The organism is Pseudomonas sp. MUP55, from assembly GCF_034043515.1.
Classification (GTDB): domain Bacteria; phylum Pseudomonadota; class Gammaproteobacteria; order Pseudomonadales; family Pseudomonadaceae; genus Aquipseudomonas.
The window spans coordinates 3,654,230-3,669,885 of record NZ_CP138214.1 but is presented as its reverse complement, the minus strand read 5'-3'; the positions used below and the strand labels follow the sequence as shown (position 1 = coordinate 3,669,885).

Genomic DNA, 15,656 nt, shown 5'->3' with positions numbered 1-15,656 from the left:
TATCCATGCAAGTTTCTGTTGAAAATACTACTGCTCTCGAGCGCCGCCTGAGCATCACCGTGCCGGCAGAGCGTATCGAGACTGCGGTCAACAAGCGTCTGCAGCAGACTGCCCAAAAGGCCAAGATCGCTGGTTTCCGTCCAGGCAAAGTGCCAATGAGCGAAATCAAGCGTCGTTTTGGTGCCGATGCGCGCCAGGAAGCTGTAGGTGACGTGATCCAGGCTTCCTTCTACGAAGCCGTTGTCGAGCAGAAGCTGAACCCGGCTGGCTCGCCTTCGATCGAACCCAAGTCCCTGGAAGCTGGCAAGGACCTGGAATACGTAGCCGTATTCGAAGTGTTCCCGGAATTCGAAGTGGCGGGTTTCGACGCCATCGCTATCGAGCGCCTGAGCGCCGAAGTGGCTGATTCGGACCTGGACAACATGCTGGAAATCCTGCGCAAGCAGAACACCCGTTTCGAAGTGGTCGACCGTGCCGCCCAGAACGAAGACCAGCTGAACATCGATTTCGTAGGCAAGGTCGACGGCGAAGTATTCGCTGGCGGCTCCGCCAAGGGCACCCAGTTGGTGCTGGGTTCCAACCGCATGATCCCTGGCTTCGAAGACGGCCTGGTTGGCTCCAAGGCCGGCGAAGAGCGCGTGCTGAACCTGGAATTCCCTGCTGACTACCAGAACCTGGACCTGGCCGGCAAAGCCGCCGAGTTCACCGTGACCGTCAACAGCGTATCCGAGCCTAAGCTGCCGGAGCTGAACGAAGAGTTCTTCGCTCAATTCGGCATCAAGGAAACCGGCATCGAAGGTTTCCGCGCCGAAGTTCGCAAGAACATGGAGCGTGAGCTGCGTCAGGCCATCAAGTCCAAGGTCAAGAACCAGGTCATGGACGGTCTGCTGGCTGCCAACCCGATCGAAGTGCCCAAGGCTCTGCTGTCCAACGAAGTGGATCGTCTGCGCGTTCAAGCTGTTCAGCAGTTTGGTGGCAACATCAAGCCTGACCAACTGCCGGCCGAGCTGTTCGAAGAGCAAGCCAAGCGCCGCGTTGTGCTGGGCCTGATCGTGGCTGAAGTGGTCAAGCAGTTCGACCTCAAGCCAGACGAAGACCGCGTTCGCGAAATGATCCAGGAAATGGCCTCGGCCTACCAGGAGCCTGAGCAGGTCGTGGCTTGGTACTACAAGAACGACCAACAACTGAACGAAGTACGTTCGGTTGTGCTGGAAGAACAAGTTGTGGATACTGTTCTGCAGAAGGCTAAGGTGACCGATAAAGCGGTCTCTTACGAAGAAGCAGTCAAACCGGCGGAAGCAGCACAAGCCGACTGATTGTCCAACTCGTTGGAAATTCAACCATAAGCCAGCCTCGCGCTGGCTTATGCGTTTTCAAGACATGACTATTTGGGAGTAACTGCAGAGCATGTTCCGTAATTCCTATATTCAGCAGAACTCTGATATCCAGGCCGCAGGCGGCCTGGTCCCGATGGTTGTCGAGCAGTCCGCTCGTGGCGAACGCGCCTATGACATCTACTCGCGCCTGCTCAAGGAGCGAGTGATCTTTCTGGTTGGCCCGGTAGAGGACTACATGGCTAACCTGATCTGTGCGCAGCTGCTGTTCCTTGAAGCGGAAAACCCGGACAAGGACATCCATCTCTACATCAACTCGCCGGGTGGTTCGGTGACTGCGGGCATGTCGATCTACGACACCATGCAGTTCATCAAGCCAAACGTGTCGACGACCTGCATTGGCCAGGCCTGCAGCATGGGTGCGTTCCTGCTGACCGCCGGCGCCGAGGGCAAGCGTTACTGCCTGCCGAACTCACGCGTGATGATTCACCAGCCACTGGGCGGTTTCCAGGGCCAGGCATCGGACATCGAAATCCATGCCAAGGAAATCCTCTTCATTCGTGAGCGTCTCAACACGCTGATGGCCAAGCACAGCGGGCACACACTTGAAGAAATCGAGCGTGATACCAACCGTGACAACTTCATGAGCGCTGAAGCCGCCCGTGAATACGGGTTGATCGACGCAGTGATCGAAAAGCGCCCCGCTTAATATAAGCCGCTCAAAATAGGGCTGGTCGGCATGTCCGACCACTGGCGGGCTTGAAAAAGCCCGCATAAGCCTTCATCTTGTGTTGCAAGCCTATCGGATTTGGATCGAACGAATGACTGACACCCGCAACGGCGAGGACAACGGCAAGCTGCTCTATTGCTCCTTCTGTGGCAAAAGCCAGCATGAAGTACGCAAATTGATTGCCGGCCCCTCGGTGTTTATCTGCGACGAATGCGTCGACCTGTGCAATGACATCATCCGCGAGGAGGTGCAGGAAGCCCAGGCCGAGAGCAGTGCGCACAAACTCCCATCGCCGAAAGAAATCAGCGGCATCCTTGATCAGTATGTGATTGGTCAGGAGCGTGCAAAGAAGGTTCTGGCCGTAGCGGTGTACAACCACTACAAGCGCTTGAACCAGCGTGACAAGAAAGGCGACGAAGTCGAACTCGGCAAGAGTAATATCCTGCTGATCGGTCCTACAGGCTCGGGTAAAACCCTGCTTGCGGAAACCCTCGCTCGCCTGCTGAACGTTCCGTTCACCATCGCCGACGCTACCACCCTCACCGAGGCTGGCTATGTGGGCGAAGACGTCGAGAACATCATTCAGAAACTGCTGCAGAAGTGCGACTACGACGTAGAGAAGGCCCAGATGGGTATTGTCTACATCGACGAAATCGACAAGATTTCGCGCAAGTCGGACAACCCGTCGATCACTCGGGACGTATCCGGTGAAGGCGTACAGCAGGCTCTGTTGAAGCTGATCGAAGGCACGGTCGCTTCGGTACCACCGCAAGGCGGCCGTAAGCACCCGCAGCAGGAATTCCTGCAGGTCGATACGCGTAACATCCTGTTTATCTGTGGCGGTGCGTTCTCCGGCCTGGAAAAGGTTATTCAGCAGCGTTCCACCCGCGGCGGCATCGGTTTCGGCGCGGAAGTGCGTAGCAAGGAAGAAGGCAAGAAGGTTGGCGAGTCCCTGCGTGAAGTTGAGCCTGACGATTTGGTCAAGTTCGGCCTGATCCCGGAATTCGTGGGTCGTCTGCCGGTCCTGGCCACGCTGGACGAGCTGGATGAGGCGGCTCTGATTCAGATCCTCACCGAGCCGAAAAACGCCCTGACCAAGCAGTACGCCAAGCTGTTCGAGATGGAAGGTGTGGACCTCGAGTTCCGTACCGACGCGCTCAAGTCAGTGGCCAAGCGGGCACTGGAGCGCAAGACCGGTGCACGTGGTCTGCGCTCGATCCTCGAAGGCGTATTGCTCGACACCATGTACGAAATCCCCTCGCAGTCCGAGGTGAGTAAAGTGGTGATCGACGAAAGCGTTATCGAAGGCAAGTCCAAGCCACTGTATATCTACGAAAACAGTGAGCCGACGGCCAAGGCTGCACCTGACGCCTAAGCGTCTTTGCAGTGGCGGTACAAGCAAGGGGCCTTTCGGGGCCCCTTGTTTTTTGGGGGCGTTTTTACGGGATGACAGATTAAATCGCGTTTATTCATGCGTTTAAGTGCTGGCATTGAGCTTGTTTTTTTTGCATGCAACCCCCATCTTGGTTTCAAGCTTATTTTTCAACTGTCATAGAGGCGAAATCATGAAGACAACCAGCGAATTGCCTCTCCTGCCGTTGCGTGATGTCGTCGTCTATCCGCACATGGTTATCCCGCTGTTCGTGGGGCGCGAGAAGTCTATCGAAGCCCTCGAGGCCGCGATGACGGGCGACAAGCAGATCCTGCTGTTGGCCCAGAAGAATCCTGCTGATGATGATCCAGGCGAAGACGCCCTGTATCGCGTCGGCACCGTCGCCACTGTCCTGCAATTGCTCAAGCTGCCCGACGGCACCGTCAAGGTCCTGGTGGAAGGCGAGCAGCGCGGTGCAGTAGAGCGTTTCATGGAGGTGGACGGCCACCTGCGCGCCGAAGTGGCGCTGATCGACGAAGTCGAAGCCCCTGAGCGTGAATCCGAAGTGTTCGTGCGCAGCCTGCTTTCGCAGTTCGAGCAGTATGTGCAGCTGGGCAAGAAAGTCCCGGCTGAGGTGCTGTCGTCCCTCAACAGCATCGATGAGCCGAGCCGTCTGGTCGACACCATGGCGGCGCACATGGCGCTGAAAATCGAGCAGAAGCAGGACATCCTCGAGATCATCGACTTGTCGGCGCGTGTCGAGCATGTGCTGGCACTGCTGGATGGCGAAATCGACCTGCTGCAGGTCGAGAAGCGCATTCGTGGTCGCGTGAAGAAACAAATGGAGCGCAGCCAGCGCGAGTACTACTTGAATGAGCAGATGAAGGCCATTCAGAAAGAACTCGGCGATGGCGAGGAAGGCCACAACGAAATCGAAGAGCTGAAAAAGCGTATCGATGCCGCCGGCCTGCCAAAAGACGCCCTGACCAAGGCAACAGCCGAGCTGAACAAGCTCAAGCAAATGTCGCCGATGTCGGCCGAAGCCACCGTGGTTCGCTCCTACATCGACTGGCTGGTGCAAGTGCCGTGGAAGGCCCAGACCAAGGTGCGCCTGGACCTGACCCGCGCTGAAGAAATCCTCGATGCCGACCACTACGGCCTCGAAGAGGTCAAGGAACGTATCCTCGAATACCTCGCCGTGCAAAAGCGCGTGAAGAAAATTCGCGGTCCGGTGTTGTGCCTGGTCGGTCCTCCTGGTGTGGGTAAAACCTCCCTGGCGGAGTCGATTGCCAGTGCCACCAACCGCAAGTTCGTGCGCATGGCCCTTGGCGGCGTGCGTGACGAAGCTGAAATCCGCGGCCATCGCCGGACCTACATCGGTTCGATGCCAGGAAGATTGATTCAAAAGATGACGAAAGTGGGCGTGCGCAACCCGCTGTTCCTGCTCGATGAAATCGACAAGATGGGCAGCGACATGCGTGGCGACCCGGCGTCGGCGCTGCTCGAGGTGCTCGATCCCGAGCAGAACCACAACTTCAACGACCATTATCTGGAAGTCGATTACGACCTTTCCGACGTCATGTTCCTGTGCACCTCCAACTCCATGAACATCCCGCCAGCGTTGCTGGACCGGATGGAGGTGATTCGTCTGCCGGGTTACACCGAAGACGAGAAGATCAACATTGCCGTCAAATACCTCGCGCCCAAGCAGACTTCGGCCAACGGCCTGAAGAAAGGCGAGATCGAATTTGAAGTCGAAGCGATCCGTGACATCGTGCGTTATTACACCCGCGAGGCCGGTGTACGTGGGCTTGAGCGTCAGATCGCGAAGATCTGCCGCAAGGCGGTCAAAGAGCATGCGCTGGAAAAACGCTTCTCGGTGAAGGTGACTGCCGACTCTCTGGAGCATTTCCTGGGCGTGCGTAAATTCCGCTACGGCCTGGCCGAGCAGCAGGACCAGGTAGGGCAGGTGACTGGCCTGGCGTGGACCCAGGTGGGCGGCGAGTTGCTGACCATCGAAGCGGCCGTGATCCCGGGCAAGGGCCAGTTGATCAAGACCGGCTCCCTCGGTGATGTGATGGTCGAATCGATCACCGCCGCGCAGACCGTGGTGCGCAGCCGCGCCAAGAGCCTGGGGATTCCCCTGGACTTCCACGAGAAGCACGATACCCACATCCACATGCCGGAAGGGGCGACCCCGAAGGACGGCCCGAGCGCGGGTGTAGGCATGTGCACGGCTCTGGTGTCGGCATTGACTGGCATTCCGGTGCGTGCCGATGTAGCGATGACCGGGGAAATTACCCTGCGCGGTCAGGTATTGGCCATCGGCGGTTTGAAAGAGAAATTGCTCGCGGCACACCGGGGTGGAATCAAGACCGTGATCATTCCTGAAGAGAATGTCCGCGACTTGAAGGAAATTCCTGACAATATCAAGCAGGATCTTCAGATTAAACCGGTTAAATGGATTGACGAAGTCCTGCAAATTGCGCTGCAATACGCGCCGGAGCCCTTGCCGGATGTGGCTCCGGAGATAGTCGCGAAGGACGAGAAACGCGAGTCGGATTCCAAGGAAAGAATTAGCACGCATTAATGTGTTGAAGCCTGGGGGGCTTCCTTGACAGCTTTTTAGAGCCCTTGTTATAAAGCGGCTCTTAAGTGTCTGTAGGCCATTCAGCACTGGTTTTTGCTTTTTACCAAAAAAACTTAGAATCATACTCATAGATATATAAGGGGACTTAGAGTGAACAAGTCGGAACTGATTGATGCTATCGCTGCATCCGCTGATATCCCGAAAGCTGCTGCCGGCCGTGCGCTGGACGCAGTAATCGAATCCGTCACTGGCGCTCTGAAGGCCGGCGACTCCGTGGTACTGGTAGGCTTCGGTACTTTCTCTGTGACTGACCGCCCAGCTCGCACTGGCCGTAACCCACAGACCGGCAAAGCACTGCAAATCGCTGCTGCCAAGAAACCAGGTTTCAAAGCCGGTAAAGCCCTGAAAGAAGCCGTTAACTAAGCTTCGATCTAGCCTTTGCTTACCCGGGTCAGACGCAGGTCTGGCCTGGCAGCGGAGCGGTAGCCGACCCACGTATCCATGGGGTCGCCACGCCGGGGGTCAGAGTTCAAACCCCCGTCCGCTCCGCCAGTTACGAGAAGGCGCATCCTCGGATGCGCCTTTCTTCTATCCGGATTCTACCCACGCTCCACGGTTGCCTATTTTTGATGTTCAACCGTTTCTGGGGGACGCATGCTGCAAAATATCAGGGACAATTCACAAGGCTGGATTGCCAAGACCATTATCGGGATCATCGTCGCATTGATGGCGTTCACCGGTATCGAGGCTATTTTCCAGGCTTCGGGTAATAACAAGCAGGACGTGGCCAAGGTCAACGGTGAGGAAATCACCCAGACCGAGTTGAGCCAGGCCGTTGATATGCAACGGCGCCAGCTGATGCAACAACTGGGCAAGGATTTCGATGCTTCGCTGCTGGACGAAAAACTGCTGCGCGACGCGGCCCTCAAGGGCCTGATCGATCGCAAGCTGCTGCTGCAAGGCGCTGCTGACTCCAAGTTCGGCTTCTCGGAAGCGGCACTGGACCAGGTGATCCTGCAGACGCCGGAATTCCAGGTGGACGGCAAGTTCAACACTGAACGCTTTGACCAGGTGATCCGCCAACTGGGCTATAGCCGCCTGCAATTCCGTCAGATGCTGACCCAGGAAATGCTGATCGGCCAGGTCCGCGCAGGCATCGCCGGCAGTGGTTTCGTGACCGACGCCGAGGTGCTCGCATTCGCCCGTCTGGAAAAACAGACCCGCGATTTCGCCACCGTCAACATCAAGGCTGACCCGGCAGCGGTAAAACTCACCGATGACGAAGTCAAGGCCTACTACGACCAGCATGCCAAGGAGTTCATGACCCCTGACCAGGTCGTCATCGACTACCTGGAGCTGAAGAAGTCGTCGTTCTTCGACCAAGTCACCGTCAAGGACGATGAGCTGCAGGCTGCCTACGAGAAAGAAACCGCCAACCTCGCTGAGCAGCGTCGCGCCGCGCACATTCTGATCGAGGTCAACGACAAGGTCACCGAGGCGCAAGCCAAGGCCAAGATCGAAGACATCCAGGCGCGCCTGGCCAAGGGCGAAAAGTTTGAAGCGCTGGCCAAGGAGTTCTCTCAGGATCCAGGTTCGGCCAATAACGGTGGCGATCTGGGCTTTGCCGGTCCTGGCGTCTACGATCCGGACTTCGAGACGGCTCTGTACGGCTTGAAGCAGGATCAGGTGTCGGTGCCGGTGCGCACCACGTTCGGTTGGCACTTGATCAAGCTGCTGGGCGTTGAGGCACCACAAGTGCCATCGTTCGCCAGCCTGAAAGACAAGCTGACCCGCGAACTCAAGACCCAGCAGGTTGAACAGCGCTTTGTCGAAGCGACCAAGCAATTGGAAGATGCGGCATTCGAAGCCTCCGACCTGGCCCAGCCGGCGTCCGATCTGAAGCTGACCGTGCACACTTCCGCGCCGTTCGGCCGTGAAGGTGGCGAAGGCGTCGCGGCCAACCGTGCCGTGGTCACCGCCGCGTTCAGCCCGGAAGTGCTGGATGAAGGTGCCAACAGCACCGCCATCGAGCTGGACCCGGAAACCATCATCGTGCTGCGTGCCAAAGAGCACCGCAAACCTGCCCAGCTGCCGCTGGAACAGGTTGCTGCGCCGATTCGCGCACAGATGACCAAGGAGCGTGCCAGCGCCGCCGCCAAAACCCATGCCGACGAGTTGATCGCCAGCCTGCGTGATGGCAAGACCGCGCTGAACCAGCCGATTGATGGCCAGGCCTGGAAGGTCACCGAAGCCGCTACCCGTGGCCAGGAAGGGATCGATCCTGCCGTGCTGCAAGCACTGTTCCGCATGCCCAAGCCTGCGGCGAAGGACAAGCCGACCTTCACCACCGTCGCTCTGCGCGATGGCAGCCTGGTGATCGTGCGCTTGAACGGCGTCAATGAAGCGGCTGCGCCTACGGACGAAGAAAAGGCGCAATACCGTCGCGCCCTTGCTTCGCGTATTGGCCAGCAAGACTTTGCAGCCTACCGCAAGCAGCTGGAAACCCAGGCAGACATCAAGAAGTTCTGATGTCGGCCTGAATAAAAAGACCCCGTCCTGAAGAGGCCGGGGTCTTTTTTTGCGCGCGTCAAAGGCGGCGGCGCCTCTTGCTTAGATTTTCCTGGCCGAAAACTTGAGCTTGCCCCAGGTCAGGCCGACGACCGCCGCCAGGGTCGAAGCCGTCAATACGCTCAGCTTGGCCGCCGACAGCAAGGTCGGGTCGGAGAACGCCAGGGACGAGATGAAGATCGACATGGTGAAGCCAATCCCCGCCAGCAGACCCACCAGGCCGACACCCGACCAGGTGACGCCGTCGGGCAGCTGACAGAGGTTGAGCTTGACCAGCGTGACACTGGCCAGCATCACGCCCAACGGTTTGCCCAGCACCAAGGCAAAGACGACGCCCATGAACACACCGTGGGGCAGGGGATCGTCGAGGTTGAAGCCGCTCAGGCTGACACCGGCGTTGGCCAGGGCGAACAGCGGCATTACGCCGAATGCCACCCACGGGTGCAACGCCGATTGGACCCGCTGCACTGGCGGTAATATTTCCCGCTGCGCTTCGCGTAATTGCTTGAGTGGCTGGGTGACTTGGCCTGGGCCTTCATGGGACTGAGAGAAGCGCTCCATCAATTCGTTGAACGTGCGGCCTATAGTGTCCAACGGGCGTTCGGTGCTGGGTTTGGAGTTGACCGGCGTCATCAGCCCCAGGATCACGCCAGCGAGCGTTGGATGAACGCCGGTCTTGAGCAGGCCGAACCACACGATTGCCCCCGGCAGCAGGTAGACAGCGGCCTTGCCGATGCCCATGCGCTGGAAAACCAGCACCAGTGCCAGCCCGACAACGGCGATCACCAGCCCCATGTAATCAAGGCTGGCGGTGAAGAAAACAGCAATGATCAGGATCGCCACGATGTCATCGATAATCGCCAAGGCCAGCAGCAGGATACGCACGCCGCTGGGAATCGACCTGCCCAACAGTGCCAGCACGCCGACGGCAAAGGCGATGTCCGTTGCGGTGGGTACGGCCCAGCCACTGGCGGCGGCGGTGCCGTGGTTGAGCACGGTGTAAATGATCGCCGGCATCAGTACGCCACCCAGCGCAGCGCCCAGTGGCAGCGTGGCCAGCTTCAGGTTGGCGAGGGCGCCGTCCTTGATTTCCTGGCGTATCTCCGCGCCTACCACCAGGAAGAAGATGGTCATCAGGCCGTCATTGACCAGAAAGTGCAGGGAGCGCGAGACGCTGTAGTCGCCCAGGCCAAGGGTGAGCGGGGTATTCCAGAAGTGCTCGTAGGTGTCGGCCGCCGGGCTGTTGGCCCAGATCAAGGCGACGATGGCGGCCAATAACAGGACGATGCCGCTGACGGCTTCAATGTCCGAAAAGCGCCCGAGGGCAGAGAGTGCGCCCTCGGCCAAACGCTGAGGGCGGGGGATGGCAGGGTGTTTATCAGGCACGACCTATCTCCATTGGCGGCCCGACCAACGCTATCCTTTAACCTGCGCTGTGCCGTATGCAGCAGCGCACCCAGGGCGATAATAGGAAGTTGGGGAATAAGTTGTAAACAAACTTGTCATGTTCCGCAGCGCCAGCCTCATCAGCTTGTGACGTTTTACCGACAGGAATGCGCGCGCCCAGGCCCCGTTCTGTTGCACAATACCGCCCGGACTGTTTTTCTCAGGATTTTCGATGTCGACATCATTTCACTTGCGAAACCTAGGGTTGGCGCTGGTGCTGGCGGGCGCCGCGGGTTGCTCGTCGCCCAAGACCGCTATTTATGAACATGAGAATTTCGACGATTCCGGCACCTTTTCCCGCGATTACCCGGTGAGCGATGTGGCGGCCTGTGAAGCGGCGCGTCGTGCCCTGCTGAGCCAGGGCTATATCATCACCAGCAGCGACCCGAAGTTGGTGGCCGGCAACAAGAGTTTCCAACAGACCGGCGAGACCCACCTGCAGATCAGCTTCAACGTGGTGTGTGCCGCCGATGGCAAAGGCAGCAATCACTCGACGATGTTCGCCAACGCCTTGCAGGACCGCTATGCGCTGAAGAAGGTCAACAACTCCGCCAGCCTCGGGGTCGGGGTATTGGGCTCGGTGTCGATGCCCATCGGCTCCACCGATGACTCGATGGTCAAGGTGGCGAGCGAGACCGTCTCGGCGCCCAAATTCTATGAGCGTTACTTTGCCTTGGTGGATGTGTTCCTGCCCCAGGAAGTGAAGCAGGCGGCGCATATTCCCGAGAAGCCCAAGGATGAGCTGGGCATGCCCGAGCAGAAAGCTGCGCCGGCAGCCGAGAAGGTCGACACGCCTCAGGAAGCGCCTGTCACGCCTTCCGCTGCACAGCCGCTCGCACCGCCGCCCGAAGCCGCACCCATCGCACCAAGCGCAGAGCCCGTCCCGGAGACGGCACCGACACCGGTAACAGAACCCGCGCCTGCGCCGACCAATCCGAACCTGCCCGCGCCGACAGAGGCGATTCCACCTCTGCCGACCCCAGCCCAGTAGCTCAGACCGTTACGGGATCTGCCTTGTCGGCATTGATCCCGTAGCGGCTGATGGCGTCCACGACCTTGTCACGGCCGATCACGCCGTCATCTGCCAAGGCCTTCAGGGCCGCCAGCACGATGAAATGTCGATCCACTTCAAAAAACTCGCGCAACGCTTCGCGTGTATCCGACTGCCCGAAACCATCGGTGCCCAGCGCCACAAAGCGGCGGCCGTGTACGAAGGGGCGAATCTGGTCGGCGAATAGTTTCATGTAGTCGGTTGCGACCACCACCGGTCCGGTCTTGTCGGCGAGACACTGTTCCACATAGCTCAGGCGCGGTTCATCGCTCGGATGCAACAGGTTCCAGCGTTCCATCGCGTGCCCGTCGCGGCGCAGTTCAGTCAGGCTGGTGACGCTCCAGACATCGCTGTGCACGGCGAAGTCCCGCTCAAGCAGCGCGGCTGCGGCGATCACTTCACGTAGAATCGAACCACTGCCCATCAGTTGCACGCGTGATTGGTGGTGGGTACTCAACGGATACATACCCTTGAGAATGCCCGTCTCGACGCCTTCGCGCATTGCCGGGTGCGGGTAGTTTTCGTTGAGCAGAGTGATGTAGTAGTAAATGTCTTCCTGCTCGACATACATGCGTCGCATGCCTTCGCGAATAATCACCGCCAGCTCGTAGGCAAAAGTCGGATCGTAGGCTACGCAGCAAGGAATCACTGACGCCAGGATATGGCTGTGCCCATCGTCATGCTGCAACCCTTCACCCGTCAGGGTGGTGCGCCCGGCCGTGGCGCCCAGCAGAAAGCCGCGGGCGCGTGCATCACCCGCCGCCCAGGCGAGGTCGCCGACGCGTTGGAAGCCGAACATCGAGTAGAAAATATAAAAAGGCACGGTCATCAGGCCGTGGTTGCTGTAGGACGTACTCGCCGCGATCCATGAAGAAATGGCACCGGATTCATTCAGGCCTTCCTGCATGATCTGTCCATCCTTGCTCTCTTTGTAGTAGCTCAGTTGCCCAGCGTCCTGTGGGGTGTATAGCTGGCCAACGGCGGAGTGGATGCCGATCTGCCGGAACAGGCTTTCCATACCGAAGGTGCGCGACTCATCCGGCACGATGGGTACGATCAGCTTGCTCAGGTGCGGGTCCTTGAGCAGCGTGCCGAGAATGCGCACGAACGCCATGGTGGTGGAAATGGCGCGCTCGCCGGTGTCCTTGAGTTGAGTGGCGAATGCGGACAGGGGCGGGATCGTCAGAGGCGCGACGCTGCTGTGCCGAGCCGGCACGTACCCGCCCAGGGCCTGGCGTCGGGCGCTGAAGTAGTGGGCTTCTGCACTGTCTGCGGCGGGTTTTAGGTAAGGGATCTCGTCGAGCTGGTCATCGGCCACGTCCAGCCCGAAGCGATCGCGGAAGGCTTTTACCGCCTCGGCACCCATCTTTTTCAATTGATGATTGATGTTCTGGCCTTCGCCGGCCTCGCCCATGCCAAAGCCCTTTACGGTCTTGGCCAGGATCACAGTGGGCTGGCCCTTGTGGCGTACCGCGGCGGCGTAGGCGTTGTAGACCTTGGCCGGGTCATGCCCACCCCGTGAGAGTTTCCAGATATCGTCGTCGGACATGTCTGCAACCAGTGCCAGCAGCTGCGGATACTTGCCGAAGAAATGTTCGCGTACGTAGGCGCCATTCTGAGATTTGTAAGTTTGGTAGTCGCCGTCTACGCATTCCATCATGCGTTGGCGCAGCAGGCCGCTGTGGTCCTTTTCCAGCAGCGCATCCCAGCCACCGCCCCAGATCACCTTGATCACATTCCAGCCGGCGGCACGGTACAAGCTTTCGAATTCCTGGATCACCTTGGCGTTGCCGCGCACTGGGCCGTCCAGGCGTTGCAGGTTGCAGTTGACGACGAAGATCAGGTTGTCGAGTTTTTCGCGCCCCGCCAGGGAGATGGCCGCCAGTGATTCCGGCTGGTCCATTTCGCCGTCACCGAGGAACGCCCATACCTTGCGATCCTGGTGTTGCTTGAGCTCGCGAAATTCCAGGTAACGCATAAAGCGCGCCTGGTAAGCGGCAGTGATCGGCCCGAGCCCCATGGACACCGTTGGGAATTGCCAGAAGTCCGGCATCAGCCGTGGATGAGGGTAGGAAGACAGACCTTCGCCACCGGCCTCGCGTCGGAAGTTATCCAGTTGGGCTTCGTTGATGCGGCCTTCCAGATAAGCGCGACCGTAAATGCCTGGGGAGGAATGGCCCTGGATGTACACCAGATCGCCGTCGAACGTATCGGTTCGGCCACGGAAGAAATGGTCGAAGCCTACGTCGTAGAGCACCGCGGCTGACGCATAGGTCGCGATATGCCCACCTACGCCTGAGTGTTTGCCGGCACGCAATACCATCGCCATGGCGTTCCAGCGGATAAACGCATTGGTCCGGCGTTCGATGTCGAGATTGCCGGGGTAGGGCGCCTCGCGATCGACGGCAATGGTATTGACGTAAGGGGTGGTCACCCGTCCATAAAAGTCGCCGTGGCGCGCTACGTCGAAATCCAGCAACTGGTCGATCAGGTAATGGGCGCGCGGGCGGCCTTCGGCAGACAGCACCGATTCGATGGAGTCCAGCCACTCGCGGGTTTCCTGTGGATCGTTGTCCAGAGATGCTGCGTTATTGGGGTTCATAAAAGGCTCCAGGGTAGGCGGATTCCAGGCGGCGGACTCCTTGTGGGCGCGGTGCAATGTAGTTGCAATTGCAACGACATGCCGGAATTTAGCCTGGGATGAGCTACTATTGCAACCTTCTTGAAAATCCCCGGATGGTGTTGCATGTCGTCGAAAGAGCCTGATGTATGGTTCCGTTTTGTCAGGGCCCACAGGACGGTCATCCGTGAGATCGAGCGCCGGTTGGCCGAGGCGCAACTGCCGCCGTATGCCTGGTACGACGCGTTGTGGGGGCTGGAAAGCGGCGCTGAAGGCACTCGCCGCATGCATGAACTGGCCGATGTGCTGGCCATCGAGCGTTACAACCTCACCCGTCTGGTCGACCGCCTGGAAAAAGACGGTCTGGTGGTGCGCTCGCGTTCCGACGGTGATGGCCGAGCGGCGTTTGCCTCGATCACCGAGGCGGGCCGCACCCTGCGCAAAAAGATGTGGAAAATCTACGAAAGCACCGTTGACGAGCTGTTCTTGTCGCAGATCGAGCCTGAGCAGCGCCAGGCCTTTGCCGATGCGCTGGAGCGCACGGCGGGACTGGCGATGGATGCGGGTGTGCAAACCCGTGGTCGACGCAAAACCTGAGTGCGCAAGCTGCTGCATCCCAGCTCATTTCAGGCAATAGCGTTGCAGGGCGTCTGCCACTTTCTGTGTGTCCAGATGCCCGTCATCGGCCAAGGCTTTCAGCGCCAAGGTTGCAATCCAGTAACGGTTCGGTGCTGCTGCCTGCACCGAGCCTGCGCCCAGCGCCACGAAGCGCGTGTCCACATGCGCCGCCAACGGGTCAACGACCGTCTGTGGGTAGCCAGTAACGGCGATCACCGGGGTTCGGCTCCCCGCCAGGCAGTCGCGCAAATGGCAGCTACGCCTGGGCGCCAGCGGATGCAGGCGGTTCCAGCGCTCAGCGGCCGCCGCCTCGCGGGCCAACCGTGTGTAACTGGGGCAACTCCATACGTGCGCGGTGATGCCCCATTCATGCTCCAGCAACTGCGCGGCGTGCAGCACCTCCGCCAAGGCCCGGCCGGCGCCGAGCAATCGCACAGCTTCCACGCTGCCAAGTTGCCGAACCGGATACATGCCCTTGATCGTGCCTTCAGGATCCAGCGTCTGAGGTGCAATGGCGCTTTCCTGATCATGCAACGCCAGGTAATAAAACCCTGGCTTGCCATCGACATATAACGTGCGCAACCCGGCCAATACGATCGTGCGTGCTTCTTCGCCCGAGGCAGGGTCGTAGGGTGTGCAGCGTGGATCGGTCGACAGCCACAGTGGCAGCGACGGGTGCGCGCCCTTCGGCCAAGGGGATGGCTGTGTTTCGCTGTCATTGCACAAGATGCCGCGTTGGGCGGTGCAGTCTGACAATGCGCGCAACTGTGCGGACGACGTCACGCTGTGCAGGTAGAGCATGGGTTTTTCGCCGGTGTTGCGCGCAAACCACGTGGGCCAGTTGCCTGCGCGTCGGCTGCGTGACTGGCCGCGAATCACCCAGGCGTGCCGGCTGAATTCCAACGTGCTGGCCATGGTCATGACCGTGTACAGCGGCGAGCTGCGCGAGTCTGCGCAGGTGCTGAGTGCGTCGATGCACCACTGCGCGGCGTTTGCGGTAGAGGCGGGCATGGGCGTGGCTCCAGACGACAGGTGCGCCTACCCTAACGGAGTCCGGTTAATGATTGCAATTGCAATGATTGCAAGTGCATCTAAAAATCGCCATTTAAATCAGCGTGGCCCTGACACGTTTAATCTTCAAAGGCAGGAATGTCACGGCGCAGACATTTTTTCGTCATGACGGCACTTTACGCTGCGGGTGCAGGTCATTAATCGTGCGGCCGAATTAAACTCAACAAGGAGTCCACCATGGACGATTACCAGGAAGAACTGCTGGAGTACCAGGCATTCGAATTCGACCCGCTGGATCCGGTCGACGATGCCACCG

The 15,656-nt window shown here is 59.2% G+C and carries 11 protein-coding genes; 8 read left to right on the top strand and 3 right to left on the bottom strand.

Features of this window, described 5'->3' with window-relative positions; genetic code table 11:
- Positions 1-5: 5 nt before the first annotated feature.
- The 6 genes from tig to SC318_RS16395 all read left to right on the top strand — a co-directional run bounded on the left by tig (position 6) and on the right by SC318_RS16395 (position 8,555).
- The gene (tig, locus tag SC318_RS16420; protein WP_320427643.1) at positions 6-1,316 is read left to right on the top strand and encodes a trigger factor; all 1,311 of its coding nucleotides are present in this window, start codon (positions 6-8) and stop codon (positions 1,314-1,316) included.
- 91 nt (positions 1,317-1,407) lie between these two features.
- Positions 1,408-2,043: an ATP-dependent Clp endopeptidase proteolytic subunit ClpP gene (gene clpP / locus SC318_RS16415; RefSeq protein WP_003174822.1), complete on the top strand. Its 636-nt coding sequence runs from the start codon at positions 1,408-1,410 to the stop codon at positions 2,041-2,043.
- A gap of 112 nt (positions 2,044-2,155) precedes the next feature.
- A complete protein-coding gene (clpX, locus tag SC318_RS16410; protein WP_083357885.1) occupies positions 2,156-3,439 on the top strand; it encodes an ATP-dependent Clp protease ATP-binding subunit ClpX in 1,284 nt (427 codons plus the stop codon).
- A 190-nt stretch (positions 3,440-3,629) separates the two neighbouring features.
- The gene (gene lon / locus SC318_RS16405; RefSeq protein ID WP_306493559.1) at positions 3,630-6,026 is read left to right on the top strand and encodes an endopeptidase La; all 2,397 of its coding nucleotides are present in this window, start codon (positions 3,630-3,632) and stop codon (positions 6,024-6,026) included.
- Between the two features lie 150 nt (positions 6,027-6,176).
- On the top strand, positions 6,177-6,449 hold the full coding sequence (locus SC318_RS16400) for an HU family DNA-binding protein (protein WP_003174819.1): 273 nt from the start codon (positions 6,177-6,179) through the stop codon (positions 6,447-6,449).
- 231 nt (positions 6,450-6,680) lie between these two features.
- On the top strand, positions 6,681-8,555 hold the full coding sequence (locus tag SC318_RS16395; RefSeq protein WP_320427642.1) for a SurA N-terminal domain-containing protein: 1,875 nt from the start codon (positions 6,681-6,683) through the stop codon (positions 8,553-8,555).
- Between the two features lie 81 nt (positions 8,556-8,636).
- Here the strand turns inward: SC318_RS16395 and nhaA are convergent, their stop codons facing one another.
- On the bottom strand, positions 8,637-9,980 hold the full coding sequence (gene nhaA / locus SC318_RS16390; RefSeq protein WP_320427641.1) for a Na+/H+ antiporter NhaA: 1,344 nt from the start codon (positions 9,978-9,980) through the stop codon (positions 8,637-8,639).
- A 232-nt stretch (positions 9,981-10,212) separates the two neighbouring features.
- On the opposite strand from nhaA, the gene SC318_RS16385 reads away from it, so the two are divergent.
- Complete coding sequence (locus SC318_RS16385) at positions 10,213-11,031, top strand: DUF2242 domain-containing protein (RefSeq protein ID WP_320427640.1); 819 nt, start codon at positions 10,213-10,215, stop codon at positions 11,029-11,031.
- A 1-nt stretch (position 11,032) separates the two neighbouring features.
- Here SC318_RS16385 and aceE read toward each other — a convergent pair whose 3' ends face one another.
- Positions 11,033-13,693, bottom strand: coding sequence for a pyruvate dehydrogenase (acetyl-transferring), homodimeric type (gene aceE, locus SC318_RS16380; RefSeq protein WP_320427639.1), 2,661 nt, complete (start codon positions 13,691-13,693; stop codon positions 11,033-11,035).
- A 144-nt stretch (positions 13,694-13,837) separates the two neighbouring features.
- Here aceE and SC318_RS16375 point away from each other — a divergent pair, with 144 nt between their 5' ends.
- Positions 13,838-14,308 (top strand): MarR family winged helix-turn-helix transcriptional regulator, encoded by a 471-nt coding sequence (locus SC318_RS16375; RefSeq protein ID WP_320427638.1) that lies wholly within the window; start codon positions 13,838-13,840, stop codon positions 14,306-14,308.
- A 24-nt stretch (positions 14,309-14,332) separates the two neighbouring features.
- Here the strand turns inward: SC318_RS16375 and SC318_RS16370 are convergent, their stop codons facing one another.
- Positions 14,333-15,340 carry a transketolase-like TK C-terminal-containing protein gene (locus SC318_RS16370; RefSeq protein ID WP_320427637.1) on the bottom strand — a complete coding sequence of 336 codons (1,008 nt, stop codon included), beginning with the start codon at positions 15,338-15,340 and terminating at the stop codon, positions 14,333-14,335.
- Positions 15,341-15,656 lie beyond the last annotated feature (316 nt).

What these genes read in the sequence shown, in the direction of transcription:
- aceE (WP_320427639.1), bottom strand. Translation starts at nt 13,693, where the DNA reads ATGAACCCCAATAACGCAGCATCTCTGGACAACGATCCACAGGAAACC.
- SC318_RS16385 (WP_320427640.1), top strand. Translation starts at nt 10,213, where the DNA reads ATGTCGACATCATTTCACTTGCGAAACCTAGGGTTGGCGCTGGTGCTG.
- SC318_RS16370 (WP_320427637.1), bottom strand. Translation starts at nt 15,340, where the DNA reads ATGCCCGCCTCTACCGCAAACGCCGCGCAGTGGTGCATCGACGCACTC.
- SC318_RS16395 (WP_320427642.1), top strand. Translation starts at nt 6,681, where the DNA reads ATGCTGCAAAATATCAGGGACAATTCACAAGGCTGGATTGCCAAGACC.
- clpX (WP_083357885.1), top strand. Translation starts at nt 2,156, where the DNA reads ATGACTGACACCCGCAACGGCGAGGACAACGGCAAGCTGCTCTATTGC.
- SC318_RS16375 (WP_320427638.1), top strand. Translation starts at nt 13,838, where the DNA reads ATGTCGTCGAAAGAGCCTGATGTATGGTTCCGTTTTGTCAGGGCCCAC.
- lon (WP_306493559.1), top strand. Translation starts at nt 3,630, where the DNA reads ATGAAGACAACCAGCGAATTGCCTCTCCTGCCGTTGCGTGATGTCGTC.
- clpP (WP_003174822.1), top strand. Translation starts at nt 1,408, where the DNA reads ATGTTCCGTAATTCCTATATTCAGCAGAACTCTGATATCCAGGCCGCA.
- tig (WP_320427643.1), top strand. Translation starts at nt 6, where the DNA reads ATGCAAGTTTCTGTTGAAAATACTACTGCTCTCGAGCGCCGCCTGAGC.